The 17,288-nt window shown below is 37.6% G+C and carries 19 protein-coding genes and 1 pseudogene; 5 read left to right on the forward strand and 15 right to left on the reverse strand.

Features of this window, described 5'->3' with window-relative positions; genetic code table 11:
- Positions 1-49: 49 nt before the first annotated feature.
- The 5 genes from LQ50_RS09850 to LQ50_RS09870 form a co-directional block, all read right to left on the reverse strand.
- The gene (locus tag LQ50_RS09850; protein ID WP_034628723.1) at positions 50-403 is read right to left on the reverse strand and encodes an ArsR/SmtB family transcription factor; all 354 of its coding nucleotides are present in this window, start codon (positions 401-403) and stop codon (positions 50-52) included.
- Positions 403-837, reverse strand: a complete 435-nt coding sequence (locus LQ50_RS09855) for an SRPBCC family protein (RefSeq protein WP_034628724.1) — start codon at positions 835-837, stop codon at positions 403-405. Before LQ50_RS09855 ends, LQ50_RS09850 begins: the two co-directional genes overlap by 1 nt.
- A 152-nt stretch (positions 838-989) precedes the next feature.
- Complete coding sequence (locus LQ50_RS09860; protein WP_034628725.1) at positions 990-1,781, reverse strand: HAD family hydrolase; 792 nt, start codon at positions 1,779-1,781, stop codon at positions 990-992.
- Between the two features lie 363 nt (positions 1,782-2,144).
- Positions 2,145-3,005 (reverse strand): alpha/beta fold hydrolase, encoded by an 861-nt coding sequence (locus LQ50_RS09865; RefSeq protein WP_034628726.1) that lies wholly within the window; start codon positions 3,003-3,005, stop codon positions 2,145-2,147.
- 86 nt (positions 3,006-3,091) lie between these two features.
- Positions 3,092-3,616 (reverse strand): hypothetical protein, encoded by a 525-nt coding sequence (locus tag LQ50_RS09870; RefSeq protein WP_308417920.1) that lies wholly within the window; start codon positions 3,614-3,616, stop codon positions 3,092-3,094.
- Positions 3,617-3,797: 181 nt separating this feature from the next.
- Here LQ50_RS09870 and LQ50_RS09875 point away from each other — a divergent pair, with 181 nt between their 5' ends.
- The gene (locus tag LQ50_RS09875) at positions 3,798-4,241 is read left to right on the forward strand and encodes a universal stress protein (RefSeq protein WP_034628853.1); all 444 of its coding nucleotides are present in this window, start codon (positions 3,798-3,800) and stop codon (positions 4,239-4,241) included.
- 46 nt (positions 4,242-4,287) lie between these two features.
- On the opposite strand, the gene LQ50_RS09880 is transcribed toward LQ50_RS09875, so the two are convergent.
- The 3 genes from LQ50_RS09880 to LQ50_RS09890 all read right to left on the reverse strand — a co-directional run bounded on the left by LQ50_RS09880 (position 4,288) and on the right by LQ50_RS09890 (position 7,220).
- Positions 4,288-5,007 (reverse strand): hypothetical protein, encoded by a 720-nt coding sequence (locus tag LQ50_RS09880; protein WP_034628729.1) that lies wholly within the window; start codon positions 5,005-5,007, stop codon positions 4,288-4,290.
- A gap of 188 nt (positions 5,008-5,195) precedes the next feature.
- On the reverse strand, positions 5,196-5,501 hold the full coding sequence (locus LQ50_RS25760) for a hypothetical protein (protein ID WP_034628731.1): 306 nt from the start codon (positions 5,499-5,501) through the stop codon (positions 5,196-5,198).
- 588 nt (positions 5,502-6,089) lie between these two features.
- Complete coding sequence (locus tag LQ50_RS09890; protein ID WP_034628733.1) at positions 6,090-7,220, reverse strand: NAD(P)/FAD-dependent oxidoreductase; 1,131 nt, start codon at positions 7,218-7,220, stop codon at positions 6,090-6,092.
- A gap of 193 nt (positions 7,221-7,413) precedes the next feature.
- On the opposite strand from LQ50_RS09890, the gene LQ50_RS24915 reads away from it, so the two are divergent.
- On the forward strand, positions 7,414-7,500 hold the full coding sequence (locus LQ50_RS24915; protein WP_084138705.1) for a YjcZ family sporulation protein: 87 nt from the start codon (positions 7,414-7,416) through the stop codon (positions 7,498-7,500).
- 45 nt (positions 7,501-7,545) lie between these two features.
- Here the strand turns inward: LQ50_RS24915 and LQ50_RS09895 are convergent, their stop codons facing one another.
- Both LQ50_RS09895 and LQ50_RS09900 read right to left on the reverse strand, forming a co-directional pair.
- Positions 7,546-8,745, reverse strand: coding sequence for an L-lactate MFS transporter (locus LQ50_RS09895; RefSeq protein WP_034628735.1), 1,200 nt, complete (start codon positions 8,743-8,745; stop codon positions 7,546-7,548).
- 287 nt (positions 8,746-9,032) lie between these two features.
- Complete coding sequence (locus LQ50_RS09900; protein WP_034628736.1) at positions 9,033-9,671, reverse strand: hypothetical protein; 639 nt, start codon at positions 9,669-9,671, stop codon at positions 9,033-9,035.
- A 214-nt stretch (positions 9,672-9,885) separates the two neighbouring features.
- On the opposite strand from LQ50_RS09900, the gene LQ50_RS24305 reads away from it, so the two are divergent.
- Both LQ50_RS24305 and LQ50_RS09910 read left to right on the forward strand, forming a co-directional pair.
- Entirely contained in the window at positions 9,886-10,563 is a 678-nt protein-coding gene (locus LQ50_RS24305) for a sporulation protein (protein ID WP_052144682.1), read from the forward strand.
- Between the two features lie 174 nt (positions 10,564-10,737).
- Positions 10,738-11,751 (forward strand): DUF3231 family protein, encoded by a 1,014-nt coding sequence (locus LQ50_RS09910; protein WP_034628738.1) that lies wholly within the window; start codon positions 10,738-10,740, stop codon positions 11,749-11,751.
- Positions 11,752-11,837: 86 nt separating this feature from the next.
- Here the strand turns inward: LQ50_RS09910 and LQ50_RS09915 are convergent, their stop codons facing one another.
- The 5 genes and pseudogenes from LQ50_RS09915 to LQ50_RS09935 form a co-directional block, all read right to left on the reverse strand.
- The gene (locus LQ50_RS09915) at positions 11,838-12,026 is read right to left on the reverse strand and encodes a hypothetical protein (RefSeq protein ID WP_034628740.1); all 189 of its coding nucleotides are present in this window, start codon (positions 12,024-12,026) and stop codon (positions 11,838-11,840) included.
- A 230-nt stretch (positions 12,027-12,256) separates the two neighbouring features.
- A complete protein-coding gene (locus tag LQ50_RS24310) occupies positions 12,257-13,081 on the reverse strand; it encodes a PepSY domain-containing protein (protein ID WP_052144683.1) in 825 nt (274 codons plus the stop codon).
- 160 nt (positions 13,082-13,241) lie between these two features.
- Positions 13,242-13,991, reverse strand: coding sequence for a PepSY domain-containing protein (locus LQ50_RS09925; RefSeq protein WP_034628742.1), 750 nt, complete (start codon positions 13,989-13,991; stop codon positions 13,242-13,244).
- On the reverse strand, positions 13,988-15,364 hold the full coding sequence (locus tag LQ50_RS09930) for a sensor histidine kinase (RefSeq protein WP_034628744.1): 1,377 nt from the start codon (positions 15,362-15,364) through the stop codon (positions 13,988-13,990). Before LQ50_RS09930 ends, LQ50_RS09925 begins: the two co-directional genes overlap by 4 nt.
- Positions 15,361-16,056: pseudogene (locus tag LQ50_RS09935) on the reverse strand (response regulator transcription factor). Before LQ50_RS09935 ends, LQ50_RS09930 begins: the two are co-directional and overlap by 4 nt.
- A gap of 313 nt (positions 16,057-16,369) precedes the next feature.
- Between LQ50_RS09935 and LQ50_RS09940 the strand changes: the two are divergent.
- On the forward strand, positions 16,370-17,167 hold the full coding sequence (locus LQ50_RS09940; protein ID WP_034628746.1) for a LysM peptidoglycan-binding and 3D domain-containing protein: 798 nt from the start codon (positions 16,370-16,372) through the stop codon (positions 17,165-17,167).
- Positions 17,168-17,288 lie beyond the last annotated feature (121 nt).

Consider the following 17,288-nt stretch of genomic DNA (forward strand, 5'->3'; position numbering starts at 1 on the left):
AAAAAGTGATTGAAAAGGAGGCATTCCCCATCAATCACTCTATACTTTCTTAGTTCTTCTTATTCAACTCTTCAATGGATTCCGTTTTTTCATTTTCAACCACATACTTAAGCATGGCTATTTTATTATCCCAAAATTGTTCAAAAAACGAAAGCCATTGTTTTAATTCAAAGAGAGCACTAGCTTGTAATTTATATCTCTTCTCTCTTCCTATTTTTTCGACACTTACTAGGTTGGCCTCTGCGAGCACCCGTAAATGTTTCGAAACAGCCGTTCGACTCATCGGAAAATGTTCACTAATTCCCGTAATTGGCATCTCATCATCTGCTAACAATCGTAACATCTTTCTCCTTGTTGGATCAGCTATAGCTTGGAATACATCCTGTTTTTTTGCAGTAGCCATTAGCCCTCAACTACTTTTCTTAGATCATTATTAACGATTGAATCCCAACCATTATTCATTCGATTTCTTATTTCAGTATTTGACTGATTTGGACCTGGACCTGGTACAATTTCCCGAGCATCTCCCCATCCTGAATGAGTCAGTGTAAATTCAGTCTCATCTCCTAAATCAGCTAATTCAAACGTAATCATCCACCCATCTTCTCCCCAAGAAAAAACTAAGCGATTTGGTGGTTCAAGCTCTAGGACTTTACAAGATGTGGGTCCAAAAGGAGACTGAATCGTAAATTCATAACCTAATTCTTGCTTAAAATCATTTGGCATAAACCATGTTTCAATTCCTTCTGCCGTAGCTACCGCTTGCCATACTTTGTCTATCTTTGCTTGAAACACGGTATTTTTACGAATTTCTGGTGTGCTTGATTTCAATTTCATTCCTCCATTAACAAATATGTAACCATTTGGTTCTATTTAAAGAATACAAAACCATTTAGTTTCATGTCAACACCTTCTTCACTTTACTTTCTTCAAAAACAACTTAAATATGCATCTGTTTTCATAGAAAACAAATGCATCCAAATTATTATTTATTGTATCAATCCTAATTGTTTCAGGCCGTTATAAATACCCGAATTGGTTACTTCAGTTGTTTTATGTTTAGCATATGGAAATAACTCTGGATGAGCATTTCCCATTGCAAATCCGTCACCTACTGTTGAGAGCATTTCTTTATCATTCATACCATCTCCAAAAGCGATTGCTTCTTCTTTACTGATATTAAGAGTTTCCAACACCTTTTGTACAGCAATTCCTTTATTCACTTGATCGCGGATGACATCGTATGCATGATCTTTGAAACCTTCCACATTAACAGGAGCTAAATGAACGTTACCCACTTCTTCATACAGATGGGGGTCATTATGACCTAAGTTAATCAGTGATACACCTAAAATATCATTCAAAAATTCATGATCATAAAGAACATTCTGTTTCAAATGAAAATGTTGAATAAACTCCTTAAGCACCGGAGAATCAAACGAAGTTAGAACATTTTTCTCATTTGTATACATGATGGCTTCATGGCCTTTTTCTTTTGCAATGTCTAAAAAAGATTGAATTGTGTTAGCAGCCATTTTTTCTAACATAATATCTGAGCCTTGATGTACGGCATAAGCACCGTTGTAGCCAATAAAAGAATCGATGTTTAACTCTTCGCCGATTTCTTTAATTTCATGTAATGGTCGACCAGTTGAAAGAAAGACTACTAGGCCATTTTTTTGGACTTGCAAAACGGCTTCCTTTGTCGATTGTTCAATTGAATCATCTGGCTTCAAGATAGTCCCATCAATATCCAGAAACAAAATTTTATGACTTGGCATGTGGTCTCTCCTTTTGTTTTTCTTATAATCTCTAGCTATTACATAATCATTGTATCATGTAATGTCATCATACGAAAAAAAAACCAGCTCCTTATCGGAACTGGTTCTTTGTGTGTATGGGTGTGCCGCAACTGCCGCTTCTAATCGAGTTTCAAACCACCACTTCTCGAAGTGGGTGTTTGCGCAAAATAATTCAGTCGTCCTCTACACATTGAAGGCTTGACATTCTTATTTCGATTAAAACTCCCTAATTAAGTATACAGGTTGAAACCATTATTTGCGTACAATGCAGCTTCTACTAAATATAGTACATCAAAATGACAACGCTTTCAATAGGTAAAATTAAAAAGGGAGGTTCCCTTTTTAATCTTTCAAAAACTGCAAAAGTAAACGATTAACAATCTCATTCTGCTCATGTTGAACCCAATGAGTTGCCTCATCTACCAAAATTAATTGGCCATCATCACACATAGTCATACTTTCCTTTGCTAAAGGCAAAGATAGAAAGGAGTCATTCTTCCCCCAAATCATTCGTACAGGGATAGTTATCTTCTCATCAGGAACCATATTTAGACTACCCAGTCTGATCGCTCTATACCATTCGAGCATAGCTGTAAGTGCGCCAGTCTGTGCCCACGCTGTTTGATAATTTTTAAGATCATCCAGTCTAAATGTATTAGATTTGCACGAATGAAGAAGGATTCTTTTCATTAATTTCCATTCATCCGCTAGCAACATCTCTTCCGGAATTCTAGGAATTTGAAAAAATAATATATATAAACTTTTTACTAATTGCAAAGGACAACGAGTGATTGTTTTTCCAAACACCGCGGGATGAGGCATATTCATTGGTATGAGCGTCTGAACATAAGTCGGTCTACTAGCTGCAAGATGCCATGCTACGGCACCTCCCCAATCATGCCCAACTAAGCGAACCTTCTCCCTTTTGAAATGCTTAATCAGTCCAATAACATCATCACGTAGTATATCTAAGGTGTATTGTTTTATTCCATTTGGTTTGTCACTTAAATTATAGCCTCGTTGATCAGGAACGACGACCCGGTATCCTGCTTCTACTAAAGGTGCTATTTGATTTCTCCATCCATACCAAAACTCCGGAAACCCATGTAAGAGAATAACAAGAGGACCATCACATGGACCTGCTACAGCTGTATGTAATGTTACACCATTTGTTTTTATATAAAAAAATTCAAGATTTTCCATTTGAGTTTCCTCCTGGTTTCTAGCTTTCACTTTAGTTGTTATTTTCATACAAAGGACAGTTAAGGGAGTTTTCTAATGGAAAATATTTAATTTACATTATTTAGTGCTCGTAATGTTTCTAATACATGATCTACAAATTCAGGAATGTCTTCCATATGTTCTTCATTAATCTTATGGTCAAACATTACTTTAGAGGAATTCATGTACTTATTCTCTTTTTTTCCATAAACAAAACTTATTGTTTGTTCAGGGGGCAAGATCGGGGCCCATATCGATAATAGGATCGTTTCAATTTGCTCACATTGAGTCTGAATCTCTTCAATTTGAAGTGTAAATTGAAGAAGTAACCTACATCCTGGATTTCCCGCAGGAGCCTCTAATATTTCTTCAGCTAAATCTTTGATCGATGCATCTAGTATAATTTCTGCTGTCACCTTATTTTTATTTGCCAAATGAAACTCAAGACCAAAATGCCTTGACATGATCGACATATCTACTTGATCTTTTCGGTTTGTAATTTGTACAACTTGTTCAATGGTTTCTAGGTCATATATGTAATTTTCTATCCCAACTTTTAAATTTTCAAAAATGGTCGGATCAAACATTCTCATTCATTCCCTTCATGTATTTTTATTTTACTCAGTAAATTATACCGAATTATCGGCACAAGAATTCATTACCTTGGTTGACTTCTTTTTAAAATGTGACGAACATCACTTAAGATAACATGAATTTAGAGTATGCTTTGGTTAAGAAAGAAACATGATAAGTATAAAAGGAGCGTGATTCGTGATGACAGAAAAGTATAATACCATTCTTGTCGCTGTGGATGGATCAAAGGCAGCAAAGCGGGCCTTAGGAAAAGCAATCGATTTGTCAAAAAAAGATGAAGCCAAACTTGTCATCTCTTATGTTATTGATAACCGTACAACTGGAACGATTGAACATTATGATCGCACGTATGCACAGCAGGCAGAGGGTTACGGTGTCGACCTCCTTGAAGGGTATAAAAGCATTGCACTTGAAGCTGGGGTAGCTAACGTGACAACAGACCTTGGCTATGGTTCCCCCAAAGTCCGTATTCCAAAAGATGTAGCTGAGAAATTTCATGTTGATCTCATTATTGCTGGGGCAACTGGAGTCAATGCGGTAGAACGGTTTCTGATTGGAAGTGTCTCTGAGAGCATTGCTCGACGTGCAAAATGTGATGTTTTAATTGTACGTAACGAAGATTAATTGAAAAAGGAGGTGTTCAAAGTGAACTTTGAACGCCTCCTAATTTTTAATTGTTTTCATATTCATATTTTTTCCCGTCGGCTTTTTCAGCTTTTATCTTAACTTCAACTGATTCAGCTTCCACACCGTATTGTGCAAGGATTTCTTGAGCCAGAGTAGGTAATTCCTCAGCAGACTGAATTGGGGTTAACGCAAAGAGATCGTCTATGAAAACATCTGCTTGTTTATTTTTCAATTTTATTTTTTCGTCTTCCCACTCAATTTCTACTTCTGATTTCACACGATTCTTTTTACGTTCCTGTTTGATCTCTATTTCTATTTTTTCATTTTCTAGTTCTATCTCTAATTTTTCAAGTTGCTCTAAAAATGAGACAGCTGTTTGCTTCCCCTTTGCTTGTGTGCCTTTTTCTTGAGTGAGACCTTTTGCCTTAGCGAGACCTTCTGCTCGTGCAAGACCTTTTGCTGCTTGCGTAAAGCCGTTACTTTGGCTACTTTCCTCCGTTTGCTCCATGTCACTCATGGCAACTTTCGATTCATCTTCAGGGCTTGAAGATAATAATATTGGATTTTCCTCAGATATTGACGTTGGAATCTCCTCTACTGTATCTACTTCTTCTACTTCAGTAACAGTCTTTTTCACGGTCAATGCTTCTTGAGTGATTTGCTCTGATTGACTGGGCTCTTTTGTATCTGCAAATGTTAAATAACCGATTGAAATAATAACTGTGAAAATTGCTCCAACAAACATATATGCAACCTTATTCATAATTCCTCCGTTTACTTCCTTTTTTCTTCTCTAATTATAAAGAAAGCCTGAAAAATCCATCAAGATGCGGATGACACGTTATATTCGTACTACCTAAATAAAGAACCCCTACGATTTGTAGTCATAAGGACTTCAAAACGTAGGGGAACATAAATGAATCTATATACAAGGTACTAAATTCCTAGTTATTAAAAATCGCTATCTTCTGACTCATCAAATTCCATTTCTGATTCTGTATCGAACTCGTCGGCTTCACCGTCTTCTGTTTCAAACTCTGTATCAAATTCCTCAGTTTCTTCCTCAGCTTCTGGAAGCTCCTCTACACCCTCATCTGCTGGAGCATCATCAAAGCCATCCATATCTGTTTCAGTTTCCGTTTCGAATTCTGAATCTTCCCCTAAAGTAGGTTCATCAACCTCTGCATCACCGCAAGCTGCTAACATACCTACTGTTAAGATCGCTGAAGCTGCTGTAAGGAATACCTTTTTTTTCATGTTTGAAAACCTCCTGCAAATTACTTGTTTTTTGTTACAATGCTCATATTAATCGCTTTGCAACGATCTGTATAGCCAATCCACTGCTTTTTCATTTCTTAAAAACATTTTTACAATTTTTGCGAGAACACTAGATATTTCTCCGGTTGTATTTAGTGATTTTCGCATATGATTTTGTGATTGTTTTAGTGAGTACCATATTTAAAGTTTAATAAGTACAACAGCTGAGCAGTGGCTAGAACAATAACAAAGCAGATAAAGAAGAAGGACACTAAGCTGGATTTCCCCGTTTTAGTGCCCTCTATTTGCAGTCTGATTACCTATTTTTTTACCTTTTTGGGCAGCAGATTGCCCTTCTGGTTACCTACTTTTCCTTTTCCTTCGTCTTTCGGGCAGCAGATCGCCCTTCTGGTTACCTACTTTTCCTTTTCCTTCGTCTTTCGGGCAGCAGATCGCCCTTCTGGTTACCTACTTTTCCTTTTCCTTCGTCTTTCGGGCAGCAGATCGCCCTTCTGGTTACCTACTTTTCCTTTTACCCCGCTTTTCGGGTAGCAGAGAGCTCTCTTACTCAGACCAACTTTCCTTATTTCAAACATCTTCATTAATATGGATTGCCCCGCCAACATCATACAGTTTAAGGTCAATATTGGTTTCTTCCCCAAGAGCAAGTTTCGCAAGTTCAGCACCGACATACGGGCCGACTGTTAACCCAGATGCACCTAAGCCATTCGCAACCAATATCCCTTGAAAGTTTGGAATAGCTCCAATAACAGGGAGGAAACCAGGTGCAACTGGTCTGAAACCTACCTTTGTTTCAAGCACCGTACTATTTGCTAGTCCTGGCGCGACCATTAGCGCCTTATCAAAAATTTCATGCATACCTCTAACTGTCACACGCGTATCGTAACCAACATTATCTTCATGCGTTGCTCCGACAACAACACGGCTTCCTTCAAACGCTAATAAGTACTGATTCGTAGGCGGCATCACAACGGGCCATTTATCCGTATTCGTTTCAGGTAATTCTAAGTGAACAATTTGCGCTTTTTGCGGCTCAATTAAAAAATCTATTCCTAATGGTTTACATAGTTCATTTGCCCAAGCACCCGTTGTAACGATGACTTGATCGGCATAATAGCTCTTGTCGTTAACCTCAACACCTATCACATGACTTCCCTTATGTATTAGCTTTGCATCCCCTTTAATATAGGTAGCCCCACGTTTTTTGGCTGCATTTATTAGAGCATTACATAATGCCCTCCCATTTACACGAGCGGCACCACTTACATGAACTGATCCATATTCATCAGCTAATGGCGGGAAGAGCGCTTTGGTTTCAGCAGGAGTCAAGCGTGTAATCTCTCCAATTTCAGGTGCATCTTCACGACGTTTTCTTACTCTTTCTTCCATCTTATCTAATTTAGCTTCATCTGTATGAAGGCTGACCGCTCCAACTTTTGCATAACCTGTCTCTGTTTGTCCATCTGCTTCTAATTGATTGATTAAGTCTGGATAATATTTTGCACCACCTTTGGCTAATTGGTACCACGCTTGATTACGACGCTGCGATAACCATGGACAAACGATTCCAGCTGCAGCATCCGTACCTTTGCCATTATCCTCCCTATCGATTATCATTACATTTGCTCCTGCCTTGACAAGATGGTAGGCAGTTGCAGAACCTAAAATACCCGCACCAACTACAATAAATGTTTTCATCTATTACATACACCTTTTTCTGTTTTTTTCTATATGCCTTTGATTTTACAGAATACCACAACGAACCTCAAACATTGTTAAACCTCTACCTAGGCACTTACCTAATCTTTTCAAATCCGTGACACCAGCCCACCCATATTACGTCTTTAGACATAAGGTATGAGTGTACCAACTCAAAAGGAGGAATTCACTTATGAGTCACGTTACAGGAAACAGCTTCACATTAATCGTGGTGCTTTTCATTTTATTAGTTATTGTAGGTTCTGCTTACGTCTATTAAAGATAATAAAAGGCAAGGGAGAAGAACCTCCCTTGCCTTACTAAATTAAGACGCTTGTTTAACGACTTCACTAACCACTCTCTTTTTCGGAACCGATACTAATTTCGCCATGACAAGAGCCAACGCACAAAATAAGGAGGAAAGCAAAAACGCTTGGGTTAAAGGAATCGCTTTTACGATCATCGGACCTGCAAAGGCAGAAATTCCGTATGCTTGATACATAAAACCATAGTTGCTTCCCATATTTCTCGTACCATAGTAATCGGCTGTAATCGAAGGAAACAATGCCAAGAAGCCCCCGAAACAAAAACCTATTAATGAAACAGAAATCAAAAAGGTTGTATAGTTCATCGCCCCTGTACTCATATAAAACATAATAAGTGCTGTAAGACCATAAATGATCATTAACGTATTCATCCGACCAAGCGTGTCTGAAACTCTTCCTAACACAATTCGTCCAGCTGCATTAAATAACGCGATGACCATAACAGCATTAGCTGCTTTTTCCATATTTAAATTCACAATATCAACACCAATATCAACCGCAAAGCTAATAACCATCAATCCAGACATACTCCCAAACAAGAACATAAACCATAATAAATAAAATTGATATGTTCCTAGCATTTGTTTAGATGAAAAATTATTACTTAATTCTGGTATTGCATGAGAAGAAGTTCTTGATCCTTTTTCTGCTGGTGGATTTTTCAGTAATTGTGCTCCACCTACAACTAAGATTATATATATAAATCCTAAATATAAAAATGTTGACGAAACGCCTGTACCGACAATTAGCCACTCAATAACAGGTTTAAAAATTAATCCACCTAGTCCAAAACCAGCAACAGCTACCCCACTAATTAAACCTCTTTTGTCAGGAAACCACTTTACACATGCTGATAATGGGCATACATATGTCATCCCAATTCCAATTCCACCAATGACACCATAAAAGAAATACAATTGAAGTAACGTTGTTGCTTGGCTAGCTAGAATTAACCCAAGACCGAGCAAGCATCCTCCAATTGTTGCAACCCATCTTGGACCAATCCTATCCTGAAGTCTTCCAGCAAAAATGGTTGCTAACGCAAAGGTTGCAATTGTAATGGAAAACGTCACAACTACATCTTCTCTCACCCAACCAAACTTACTCATTAATGGCTGATTAAATAAGCTCCATGCATACACGGCTCCTAAATTAATTTGAATAATCACTGCTCCTAATACGACTAACCATCTATTCACTGTGATGTCCTCCCCATGCTTTTTTCACTTCTCATTATTAGAATAGTTTGAAAACAAAACTAAAGAGACCAACGGTGATTAAATCTCATCGTTAGTCTCTTTTGTACTCACATTGTGCTTACTTAAGCTACCACATATCTATATTTAGTCTAATAATCATTCTTTGCAAATTACTATTGATTTCTCTTACCCTTGTTCATGTAAACATTGGTCAAAAGCTATCTACGAATCTCGCAAATTCATACCTGACTTATTATAGTAGAAAAGTTCAATCACTGTCAATGAAACTATAAAGCTCTTTTACATCCGTTTGCTAAAGAAACGGATGCTATATAACCAAAAACAATCATAAGATCAAATAGTAAAACGATACTCCATGTATATGAAAGCATGAAATAAAGTGGACTAGCTAATAGATCATAATTAATTGGACCAAACCAGCTACCTATAATCGAATAGGTAAAATCGGTAAAATTTTCATAATGAAAACGATCAATCACAAACCAAATCATATGCATAACTCCAAATGCGCTTGTATGAAGCAGTAACAACAAGCACCGGTACGTTAATTCTTCCTTTAATTCGACTTGAGTATCCGAGCGATTGTGTCTCTTACTCCTCCTGTCGAACTTTCTCTTAATAAAACGATCTAACCGAGCAAAATCGGAGCTTCCTAACGTACAAGCGTATGTAATAAAAAGGACGATCACGATTTGAAAGAAAGAAATCTCTCCTGTAAAGTAAAAATCGATTCCTCCTAATAATATTTGGAAAATATTAATACCCACTATAAAAAACAACCACATTTGACTTAATCGATCAAAGCGTAACCAATAACGACTAAGCAAGAAAAAAAACACTAATACCCATGTAAGCCCCTCAGACACAACAAATAACAACCATCCATTTTCATGTATATATAACACTTTCTTCCTCCTTCCTTTTCATGCTTGTCTTGATAACTATGATAAAAACAAGCGTCTAATGCGCAGCTTTCAATGAATTTGTAGTCGAATCCTTAAGAATACAGGCCAGGTTTTACATCGCCTGAGCACAAGAACTTCTATTTCTTTTTGCATATATTATAGAGCCAATGGTTCTACTTAATGGATTAATAAGGAAGGTAAGGAGTGATTGATCATGCTAATGAAATGGCTATCATCATTGGGGATAGGTTCTGCAAAAGTAAATACCATATTATTTAATAATGAAGTTGAGCGTGGGAAGGAAGTAAATGGAGAGGTCCATATAATAGGCGGAAAGGTTCCACAACGGATTTCAGAGGTGTATATCCATGTCGATACTGAATTTCAACGAAACCATGATGATATGACTGAAATACACGAAATGACCGAGTCCATTCTTGAAAGAAAAATCACCGCCCCCCTCTTCATTAAACCAAATGAAGAAAAAGTCGTTCCATTTTCTTTTGCGTTGCCTCACTATACACCTATTACTTTTCGAAATCAAAAAATTCACATACACACTGAGTTAAAGATTAATTTTCTTAACCACCCCGTTGACGAACATGATTTCGTAGTTTTTGACCCTTTTATTGATGAAATATTACATTATTTTATGTACAATGGGTTTCGCCATACGGTTAACAGCGGACTTTGTCATCGTAAACCTCTTACAAAGTCAAATCCCACTCATTGCTTACAAGCTTTTGAATTAGTAGACGACCACGAAAGAAAAATATATTTTATTGGCAACGAACAGAACATTATCCTTTCAATGATAGAAGGCAACCAAAAAAAGCAAGTATCTTTGGATCGCCGAAAAAATATTTATAAACAATTATGCAGACTTTACTAATTTCAACCGATAGAATTCCCAAGCAAGATAATATATTTAGGAAAAGCCTTATTAGGTTCAACACTCCCCTTTAAGGCTTTGCTGCTTTTCAAATCGACATTGCGTCGATTCTCATACTATTGCTTATTCTTGGGAAAGGTATTAATTAGAAAACTCAAATAAAGAGGTGCCGTTATGGACAAACCTATATTAACAGCTTCAGAAATTGGGATGCTTTGGACACAGTACATACAAAACAGTATGACAAATCAGATCCTAAAATATTTCAAGTTAACCGTCGAGGACAACGACATCAAGTTTCTCGTTGAAAAAAGTTTAACTCTCATTGAAAACGTAAAAAGTAACATACAATCCGTTTTCCGTTCCGAACTTCTCCCAATTCCTTATGCATTCTCTGATGCTGATATTAACTTACATGCACCAAAGTTATTTACAGACGATTTGATTTTATTATTCATTGAAACAATGGGAAAAGCTGGAACAACAGCATACAGTTTGGCACAAGCAACCTCTACAAGAAGCGATATTAGGGGACTTTTCTCAACCGTATTAGTTGAATACTCAACACTATTAAACAAAACAATTGAGGTTAGTTTAGAGAAAGGCTTATATGTTAGACCACCTTCTATTACAAAACCAGATGAAGTTGAATTTATTGAAGGAAAAGCCTATTTTTCAAGTGGTTTGAATCCATTTCACAAAAGATCGTTAAATGCAGTTGAAATACTGCACCTATTTGAAAATCTAAAAACAAACTCCATTGGAAAAGTGATTTGCACGGGCTTTGCCCAAACAACGGACAATAAAGAAATTAAAAACTATTTTCTTAAAGGAAAAGAGACAAGCGAAAAACATGCACAGCTCTTCCATAAGCTATTAACAGAGTCAAATGTCCCAGCTCCAGTTCCGTCTGATGTGGGTGTTACGGACTCTACGACTCGTGTATTCTCTGACAAATTAATGCTGTTTCTAAAAAGTGTTTTAAGCGCAACTGGTCAAGGAAATTACTCAACGGCTTCGACTGCAAGTATGCGATATGATTTAATCGGCCATTATCAGAAGCTATCTATTGAAGTGGCCTTATATGCAAAAGATGGATTCGATATCTTGTTAAAAAACAACTGGCTAGAGGAGCCTCCACAATCAGTTGATCGAAACCAGTTAATTAAAAAAGGAACTCAATCGTAAATGATTGAGTTCCTTTTTCGAAGGCACCTTCTAGCAAATGACTCTTACCCATCCCAGGCTAGGCGCTTGTCCTAGATTTTTTCCGATTAATCGCTTTTATCATTGCGCTCTTTGTGCATTTCTAGTGATAACTCCTGCAAGTATTTAGGGATTTGATTAGGCTTTTCACAATTATTGCAATATACTTGTTGAGCTATCCAAAAGTATTCTCTCATGATGTGCTCTACAATCGGCTTGGGCATTCCACAATGATCACAAAATATAATATAGTCCATTGTTCACCCTCCTTAGCACATATATCTAAATAATACTTCACCATTATTTATGCACTTACTTCTAGTTATATTCACTATATTCATAGATGTAAAGGCGTATGAATCTTTTTTGTAAGGAATTTCTTTCTCTGATTATAACAAAAATTAGATGAACTGTCTTGCTTCTAGCACAACGAAAAATGCTGTATAAACGGTCGTATTTGACCTTTTATACAGCATTCATCTATTTACTAATCCCAGTCTACAGCTAAAATTTCTCCTGTATACGCGTCTATATCAACATCCACATCTTCTCCATTTTCTCTCTCAATCTCAATTTCATAAATAAGTCTTCCCTTTTCAAATTCGAGATCTAAATCTTCAACTGTTCCACCTTTAACATAATTAAGCGCAATATTACTTGCCTCTTGGGCAGTCAGACGCTCTCCATCCCTTTTTGCAACCTCTGTTACTGAATCTTGCTTAGCTGAAATCATTTTAAGCAAATCATCCTCTATATATAGAACCTCACCTGACATTGCATCTACGTAAATATCTCCATCTTCACCTTTGATTTTTGCTTCTATTTCATATACGTACTGTCCCCATTTTTTTTCAAGCTCTATTTCTTTTACGCTACCTTCTCCGACGGATTCTATCGCCCTTTTCTTAGCCTCAGCGACATCAATCTTCATATCCTCAGCTATTGGTGTCTTTAATAAATCATCATCTATTTCAATAATCTCACCTGTAAAAGCATCTACTTCAAAATCATAATCATTTCCTTCATATTTTAATTCAACCTCATAAATTACTTCCCCATCATCTGAATCCAGTTCTATTTCTTTTATTTGACCTGGAAGAACCTCTTTCACCTTTGAAATAGCTTGCTCTTTCGTCAACTTTGCCCGTTTATCATTTTTTTGGCTCTGCTCACTCGCTTCTTCAGCAACTCCCTTCTCCAGGACGATTTCTGATTCATTTGCAACAGACGGATCTTTATCTGCTGCAGCAACCCCCATTGTAGCTGCCCCGGCTACAACTAAACTCGTTACAATAATTGGCCACTTTTTCATGTTTATCATTCCTTCCTTTCTTATTCAATTATCATGATACCCATCCTTTCTGAAAGTACATGGTGAGGAAAATGAGAATTTGATGAGAATCTCCAAGACGATCTAACCAAAAACAGGGGTGTCTCATAAGGTCTGTTTTTGACCTCTAGAGACACCCTCGCTAGTCTTCCCAGATAATAGTGATAAGTTCACCAGTGATAGCATCAATAATCACATCAACTTCAACGTCTTCATCCTTTAGTTCCATCTCGATTTCATAGATAAGTTTTCCATTTTCCTCTTCAAGATCTACATCATCTACCGTACCATCAATATGTGAAAGTGCAATTCGTATCGCCTCTTCCTCTCCGATTAGCTGCTGCTCTTGATTTGGATGTTCTATCGCTTCATCCTCCAAAGCATAGAAAAGCACTTCACCACTATATGCATTAAGGACCACCTCACCGGTTCCGTTTTGTTGCCTTACTTCCACGGCATATACAGCAACTCCATCTAGTATCTGTTGTTCTACTTCTAGGATAACCACATCATCATCAAGCTCAAAGTCAATTACCTCTTTTATTTCACGTTGAGTGAGCAGCGTTTTTTCTGTTATCTCTTCTAAATCCGTTTCCTCATATTCAATATTTCCAGACTGAAGAACAAGAGATAGAATATCTCCATTATATGGATCGACAATGACCTCATAGAGCCGACCATCATTTACCAATTCGATCTTATAAACCGATTGACCAAATTGTTCTGCTTTGTTAAAGGAGTGGATTGATCCACCATACTGTTCAATAATTCCTTCTCTTATTTCATCTTCACCTAAAGTAGCTTGTGCAGGTTGCAGAAATGAAATGGCAACAATCATCGCAATCACAATGGCAAAACCAATGAGAAAACGACTTATCCATGTCTTCGTCAAGAATCTTCCCCCCGCCTTTTGTCAAAGTGCATATCTGGTAGCAATACAACAAACGTTGAACCAACATTTTCTTTGCTCATCACAGAGATTTCACCCCCATGAGCTTCCACTATCGACTTCGCTATAGCTAACCCAAGACCAGTTCCGCCTGTTTGGCGACTCCGCGCTTGATCCACTCGAAAGAAACGTTCAAATACATGGGGCAAGCTCTCTTCAGGTATACCTATTCCTTTATCACTAACTTCAAGCTTCACATAACTAGGAATATGCGAAAGAACAATCTTCAAGGAATCACTACTATATTTCAGTCCATTTTCTAGCAAAATAAATAACAGTTGTTTCATTCTTGTATCATCCGCTAAAACCGTGTAGCTGGCTTGTGCATCAACAAGAATCTCTCTCTCATAGGCTTGCGCGAGCTTTCTGGCTGTTTCAGTCGTTGCTTTTGTAAGGTCAACTTTTTCTAATTCAACTGTTTTATCTGGTTCCCCAGTTGCTAAAGACAGCATTTGCTTTGTTAAACTCTTCATTCGTTGTGATTCATCATAAATAGCCTCCACGGCCTCCTTCAACCGATCTGGATCAGACATCCCCCATCGTTTCAATAAGCGAGCGTAACTTTCAATAACCGTTAATGGCGTTTTTAATTCATGAGAGGCATCTGAGACAAACTTTTGTTGCTTTTCATAATTAGACTCTAGTAACTCAATCATCCGATTGAACGTCCGTCCCATTTGATCGAGTTCATCTTTGGACTTTTCTGACACATCGATCCGTTGAAAAGTTCCGCTTTTTTGAATCCCCTCCATCGTGTTAATTAACGATTGAATCGGCCTGACTAATACCCGACTTAATGAACGACCAGCAAGAAAAGCAGGGATAATAACAAGCAATGATGCTACGATTAGTACGATTCGGAGAATGGTCAACGTCGATTCAAATGTATCCATCCGCTCAGTATATTCTAACGTAACAACGGATCCATCATTCCAAATTAAAGGAAAACGAGCGATCGCCAAACGCTCGCCATTATGAATGATTTGCTCCTTTTCTTGCGCCTTTGAAAACATTCTTGGTATAGCACGTAGCGTAGGGTCTTTCGTTATGGTTGTTGCTTCACTGCCATCTTCTCTAATAATTCTAATCATCCCATCACCAGGTACGTAAGCAGCAAGTAACTCTGTTTGCCCTGCTGTTAAGCCACGATCTGGCCTGATTACTTCCGCGATCGATTCTGCCTGGACTGATACACGTGTTAATTCGGCTTCTCTTGTTAAATGCTCAAATAAAAGGTAGATTCCTCCGTTTACAATGAGCAATAACAAAAATAACCATACAGTTGAAAACCATGTGATTCTATGTGATATACTCATGATTTCGGTTCTTTCATGACATACCCTACACCACGAACAGTATGGATAAGCGATTTAGCAAATGGCTTATCAACCTTTTGCCGTAGATATCGAATATATACATCCACAACATTTGTATCACCAAAGTAATCAAATCCCCACACATGCTCTAAAATTTGTTCACGATTTAACACTTGCTTCTTGTGCTTTATCAAATAAATCAGAAGCTCAAATTCACGTGGAGTCAATTCGATGCCTAAACTTCCCCTGCTCACTTCTCGAGTTTGTTCATTTATAGACAAATCTGCTAACGTAAGTCCCGTTGAATGCTGTGCTGAACCAGCAAAATGAACTCGTAAGCATGCTCGAATTCGAGCTAATAACTCCTCAATTTCAAACGGTTTCGTTATATAATCATTTGCTCCTTGATCTAGTCCCATTACCTTATCGACTATCGTGTCACGGGCAGTAAGTAAAATGACAGGTGTTTGATTTCCACCTGCTCGCATTCTACGTAACACTTCTATTCCACTTAGAACAGGAAGCATAACATCAAGTAACACTAGTGACTATGAAGCATCCTCCATCTTTTCTATGGCAGCTCCTCCATTTTCCACAATGACTGTTTGATACCCTTCATGTTCAAGTTCAAGCTGAATGACTCGAGCAATATTCACTTCATCCTCAACAATCAGTATTTTTGCTTGTTCCATAATCATTCCCTCTCATAGAGAAGTTTTTTACCATCAATTGCAGATTTATTTTACCACAATCTTAGGAAAGAAAAGGTATTTTCGCTCTAAAGAGGGTTCAAAGGTAAATGACTTGTCATTTCTAAATTGCCATAGCTCTCTCCTCTCTCTTCTTCATTCAGCTGACTCACCAAATCACCAAACTTGTCCATACTTTCCCACACCTCTGTTACAATCGTAATCTAATTGTTATTAGCCTGTTCTTTGTCTCTAGCAAATTCATGATAGAATCAGTTCAGTAAGTTACATAATGAATTTTGGAGGTATTCTATTTATGCGAAAAAACATCGTTTCATTAGTAACAGCCGCTGCACTTGTTGGTACTTTAGGTTTTGGGATAAACGCTTCTGCGCAAGAGGTAACCGTTAATAAGGGAGATACGCTCTGGTCAATTGCCAATAACAATAATATTCAATTAGAAGAACTAAAAGAATGGAATAACCTTTCTAGTAATCTCATCTTTCCAGGAGACCGACTAGACGTTTCTCGTCCAGAGAAGAAGGAAAAAGAGTCAACGTCCTCTAACGATAAAGGGCAATACACCATTCAAAAAGGAGACACACTTTTTTCAATTGCTCGAAAATTTGACGGAGTAACCACAACAAAGTTACAAGAGTGGAATCAGATAGCTGACCCTAATCTGATCGTTGCTGGTGATGTCCTTAATGTAAATGGATCATCAAGTGGTTCAAACGAGGCTGAAGCAACTCCAGTAAAGGAACAAACAGAGAAGACTGAAGCACCTGCTGAATCTGAACAATCAGATTCTAACGAAGATATCGCTAAAGAGCTAACTGTGACTGCAACAGCTTACACGGCATCATGCAACGGTTGCTCTGGAATTACGGCAACAGGATTAAACTTACTGGATAATCCAGATAAAAAAGTGATTTCTGTTGATCCATCTGTCATCCCGTTAGGTTCAGAAGTCTATGTTGAAGGTTATGGACATGCTGTAGCTGGTGATACTGGCGGGGCTATAAAAGGAAACAAGATTGATCTATTTATCCCAAATAAGCAAGATGCTATTAACTGGGGTGTACAAGAAGTTAATGTAAAAGTTTATAAATAATGCTCAAGCCCCAATAGTGTGATCTAGCCATTGGGGCTACTTATTCTTAAAGATTTTCGTTTATTTATACGCATCGTAATCTACTATTCTTGCTCGGTTTGCTGTTTTCGCGTACTTAATT

The organism is Halalkalibacter okhensis (genome assembly GCF_000787375.1).
Classification (GTDB): Bacteria; Bacillota; Bacilli; order Bacillales; family Bacillaceae_D; genus Halalkalibacter; species Halalkalibacter okhensis.

Excerpts from the sequence above, each read along its gene's own strand:
- LQ50_RS09850 (WP_034628723.1), bottom strand. The coding sequence starts at position 403 with ATGGCTACTGCAAAAAAACAGGATGTATTCCAAGCTATAGCTGATCCA.
- LQ50_RS09855 (WP_034628724.1), bottom strand. The coding sequence starts at position 837 with ATGAAATTGAAATCAAGCACACCAGAAATTCGTAAAAATACCGTGTTT.
- LQ50_RS09860 (WP_034628725.1), bottom strand. The coding sequence starts at position 1,781 with ATGCCAAGTCATAAAATTTTGTTTCTGGATATTGATGGGACTATCTTG.
- LQ50_RS09865 (WP_034628726.1), bottom strand. The coding sequence starts at position 3,005 with ATGGAAAATCTTGAATTTTTTTATATAAAAACAAATGGTGTAACATTA.
- LQ50_RS09870 (WP_308417920.1), bottom strand. The coding sequence starts at position 3,616 with ATGAGAATGTTTGATCCGACCATTTTTGAAAATTTAAAAGTTGGGATA.
- LQ50_RS09875 (WP_034628853.1), top strand. The coding sequence starts at position 3,798 with ATGACAGAAAAGTATAATACCATTCTTGTCGCTGTGGATGGATCAAAG.
- LQ50_RS09880 (WP_034628729.1), bottom strand. The coding sequence starts at position 5,007 with ATGAATAAGGTTGCATATATGTTTGTTGGAGCAATTTTCACAGTTATT.
- LQ50_RS25760 (WP_034628731.1), bottom strand. The coding sequence starts at position 5,501 with ATGAAAAAAAAGGTATTCCTTACAGCAGCTTCAGCGATCTTAACAGTA.
- LQ50_RS09890 (WP_034628733.1), bottom strand. The coding sequence starts at position 7,220 with ATGAAAACATTTATTGTAGTTGGTGCGGGTATTTTAGGTTCTGCAACT.
- LQ50_RS24915 (WP_084138705.1), top strand. The coding sequence starts at position 7,414 with ATGAGTCACGTTACAGGAAACAGCTTCACATTAATCGTGGTGCTTTTC.
- LQ50_RS24305 (WP_052144682.1), top strand. The coding sequence starts at position 9,886 with ATGCTAATGAAATGGCTATCATCATTGGGGATAGGTTCTGCAAAAGTA.
- LQ50_RS09910 (WP_034628738.1), top strand. The coding sequence starts at position 10,738 with ATGGACAAACCTATATTAACAGCTTCAGAAATTGGGATGCTTTGGACA.
- LQ50_RS09915 (WP_034628740.1), bottom strand. The coding sequence starts at position 12,026 with ATGGACTATATTATATTTTGTGATCATTGTGGAATGCCCAAGCCGATT.
- LQ50_RS24310 (WP_052144683.1), bottom strand. The coding sequence starts at position 13,081 with ATGAAAAAGTGGCCAATTATTGTAACGAGTTTAGTTGTAGCCGGGGCA.
- LQ50_RS09930 (WP_034628744.1), bottom strand. The coding sequence starts at position 15,364 with ATGAGTATATCACATAGAATCACATGGTTTTCAACTGTATGGTTATTT.
- LQ50_RS09940 (WP_034628746.1), top strand. The coding sequence starts at position 16,370 with ATGCGAAAAAACATCGTTTCATTAGTAACAGCCGCTGCACTTGTTGGT.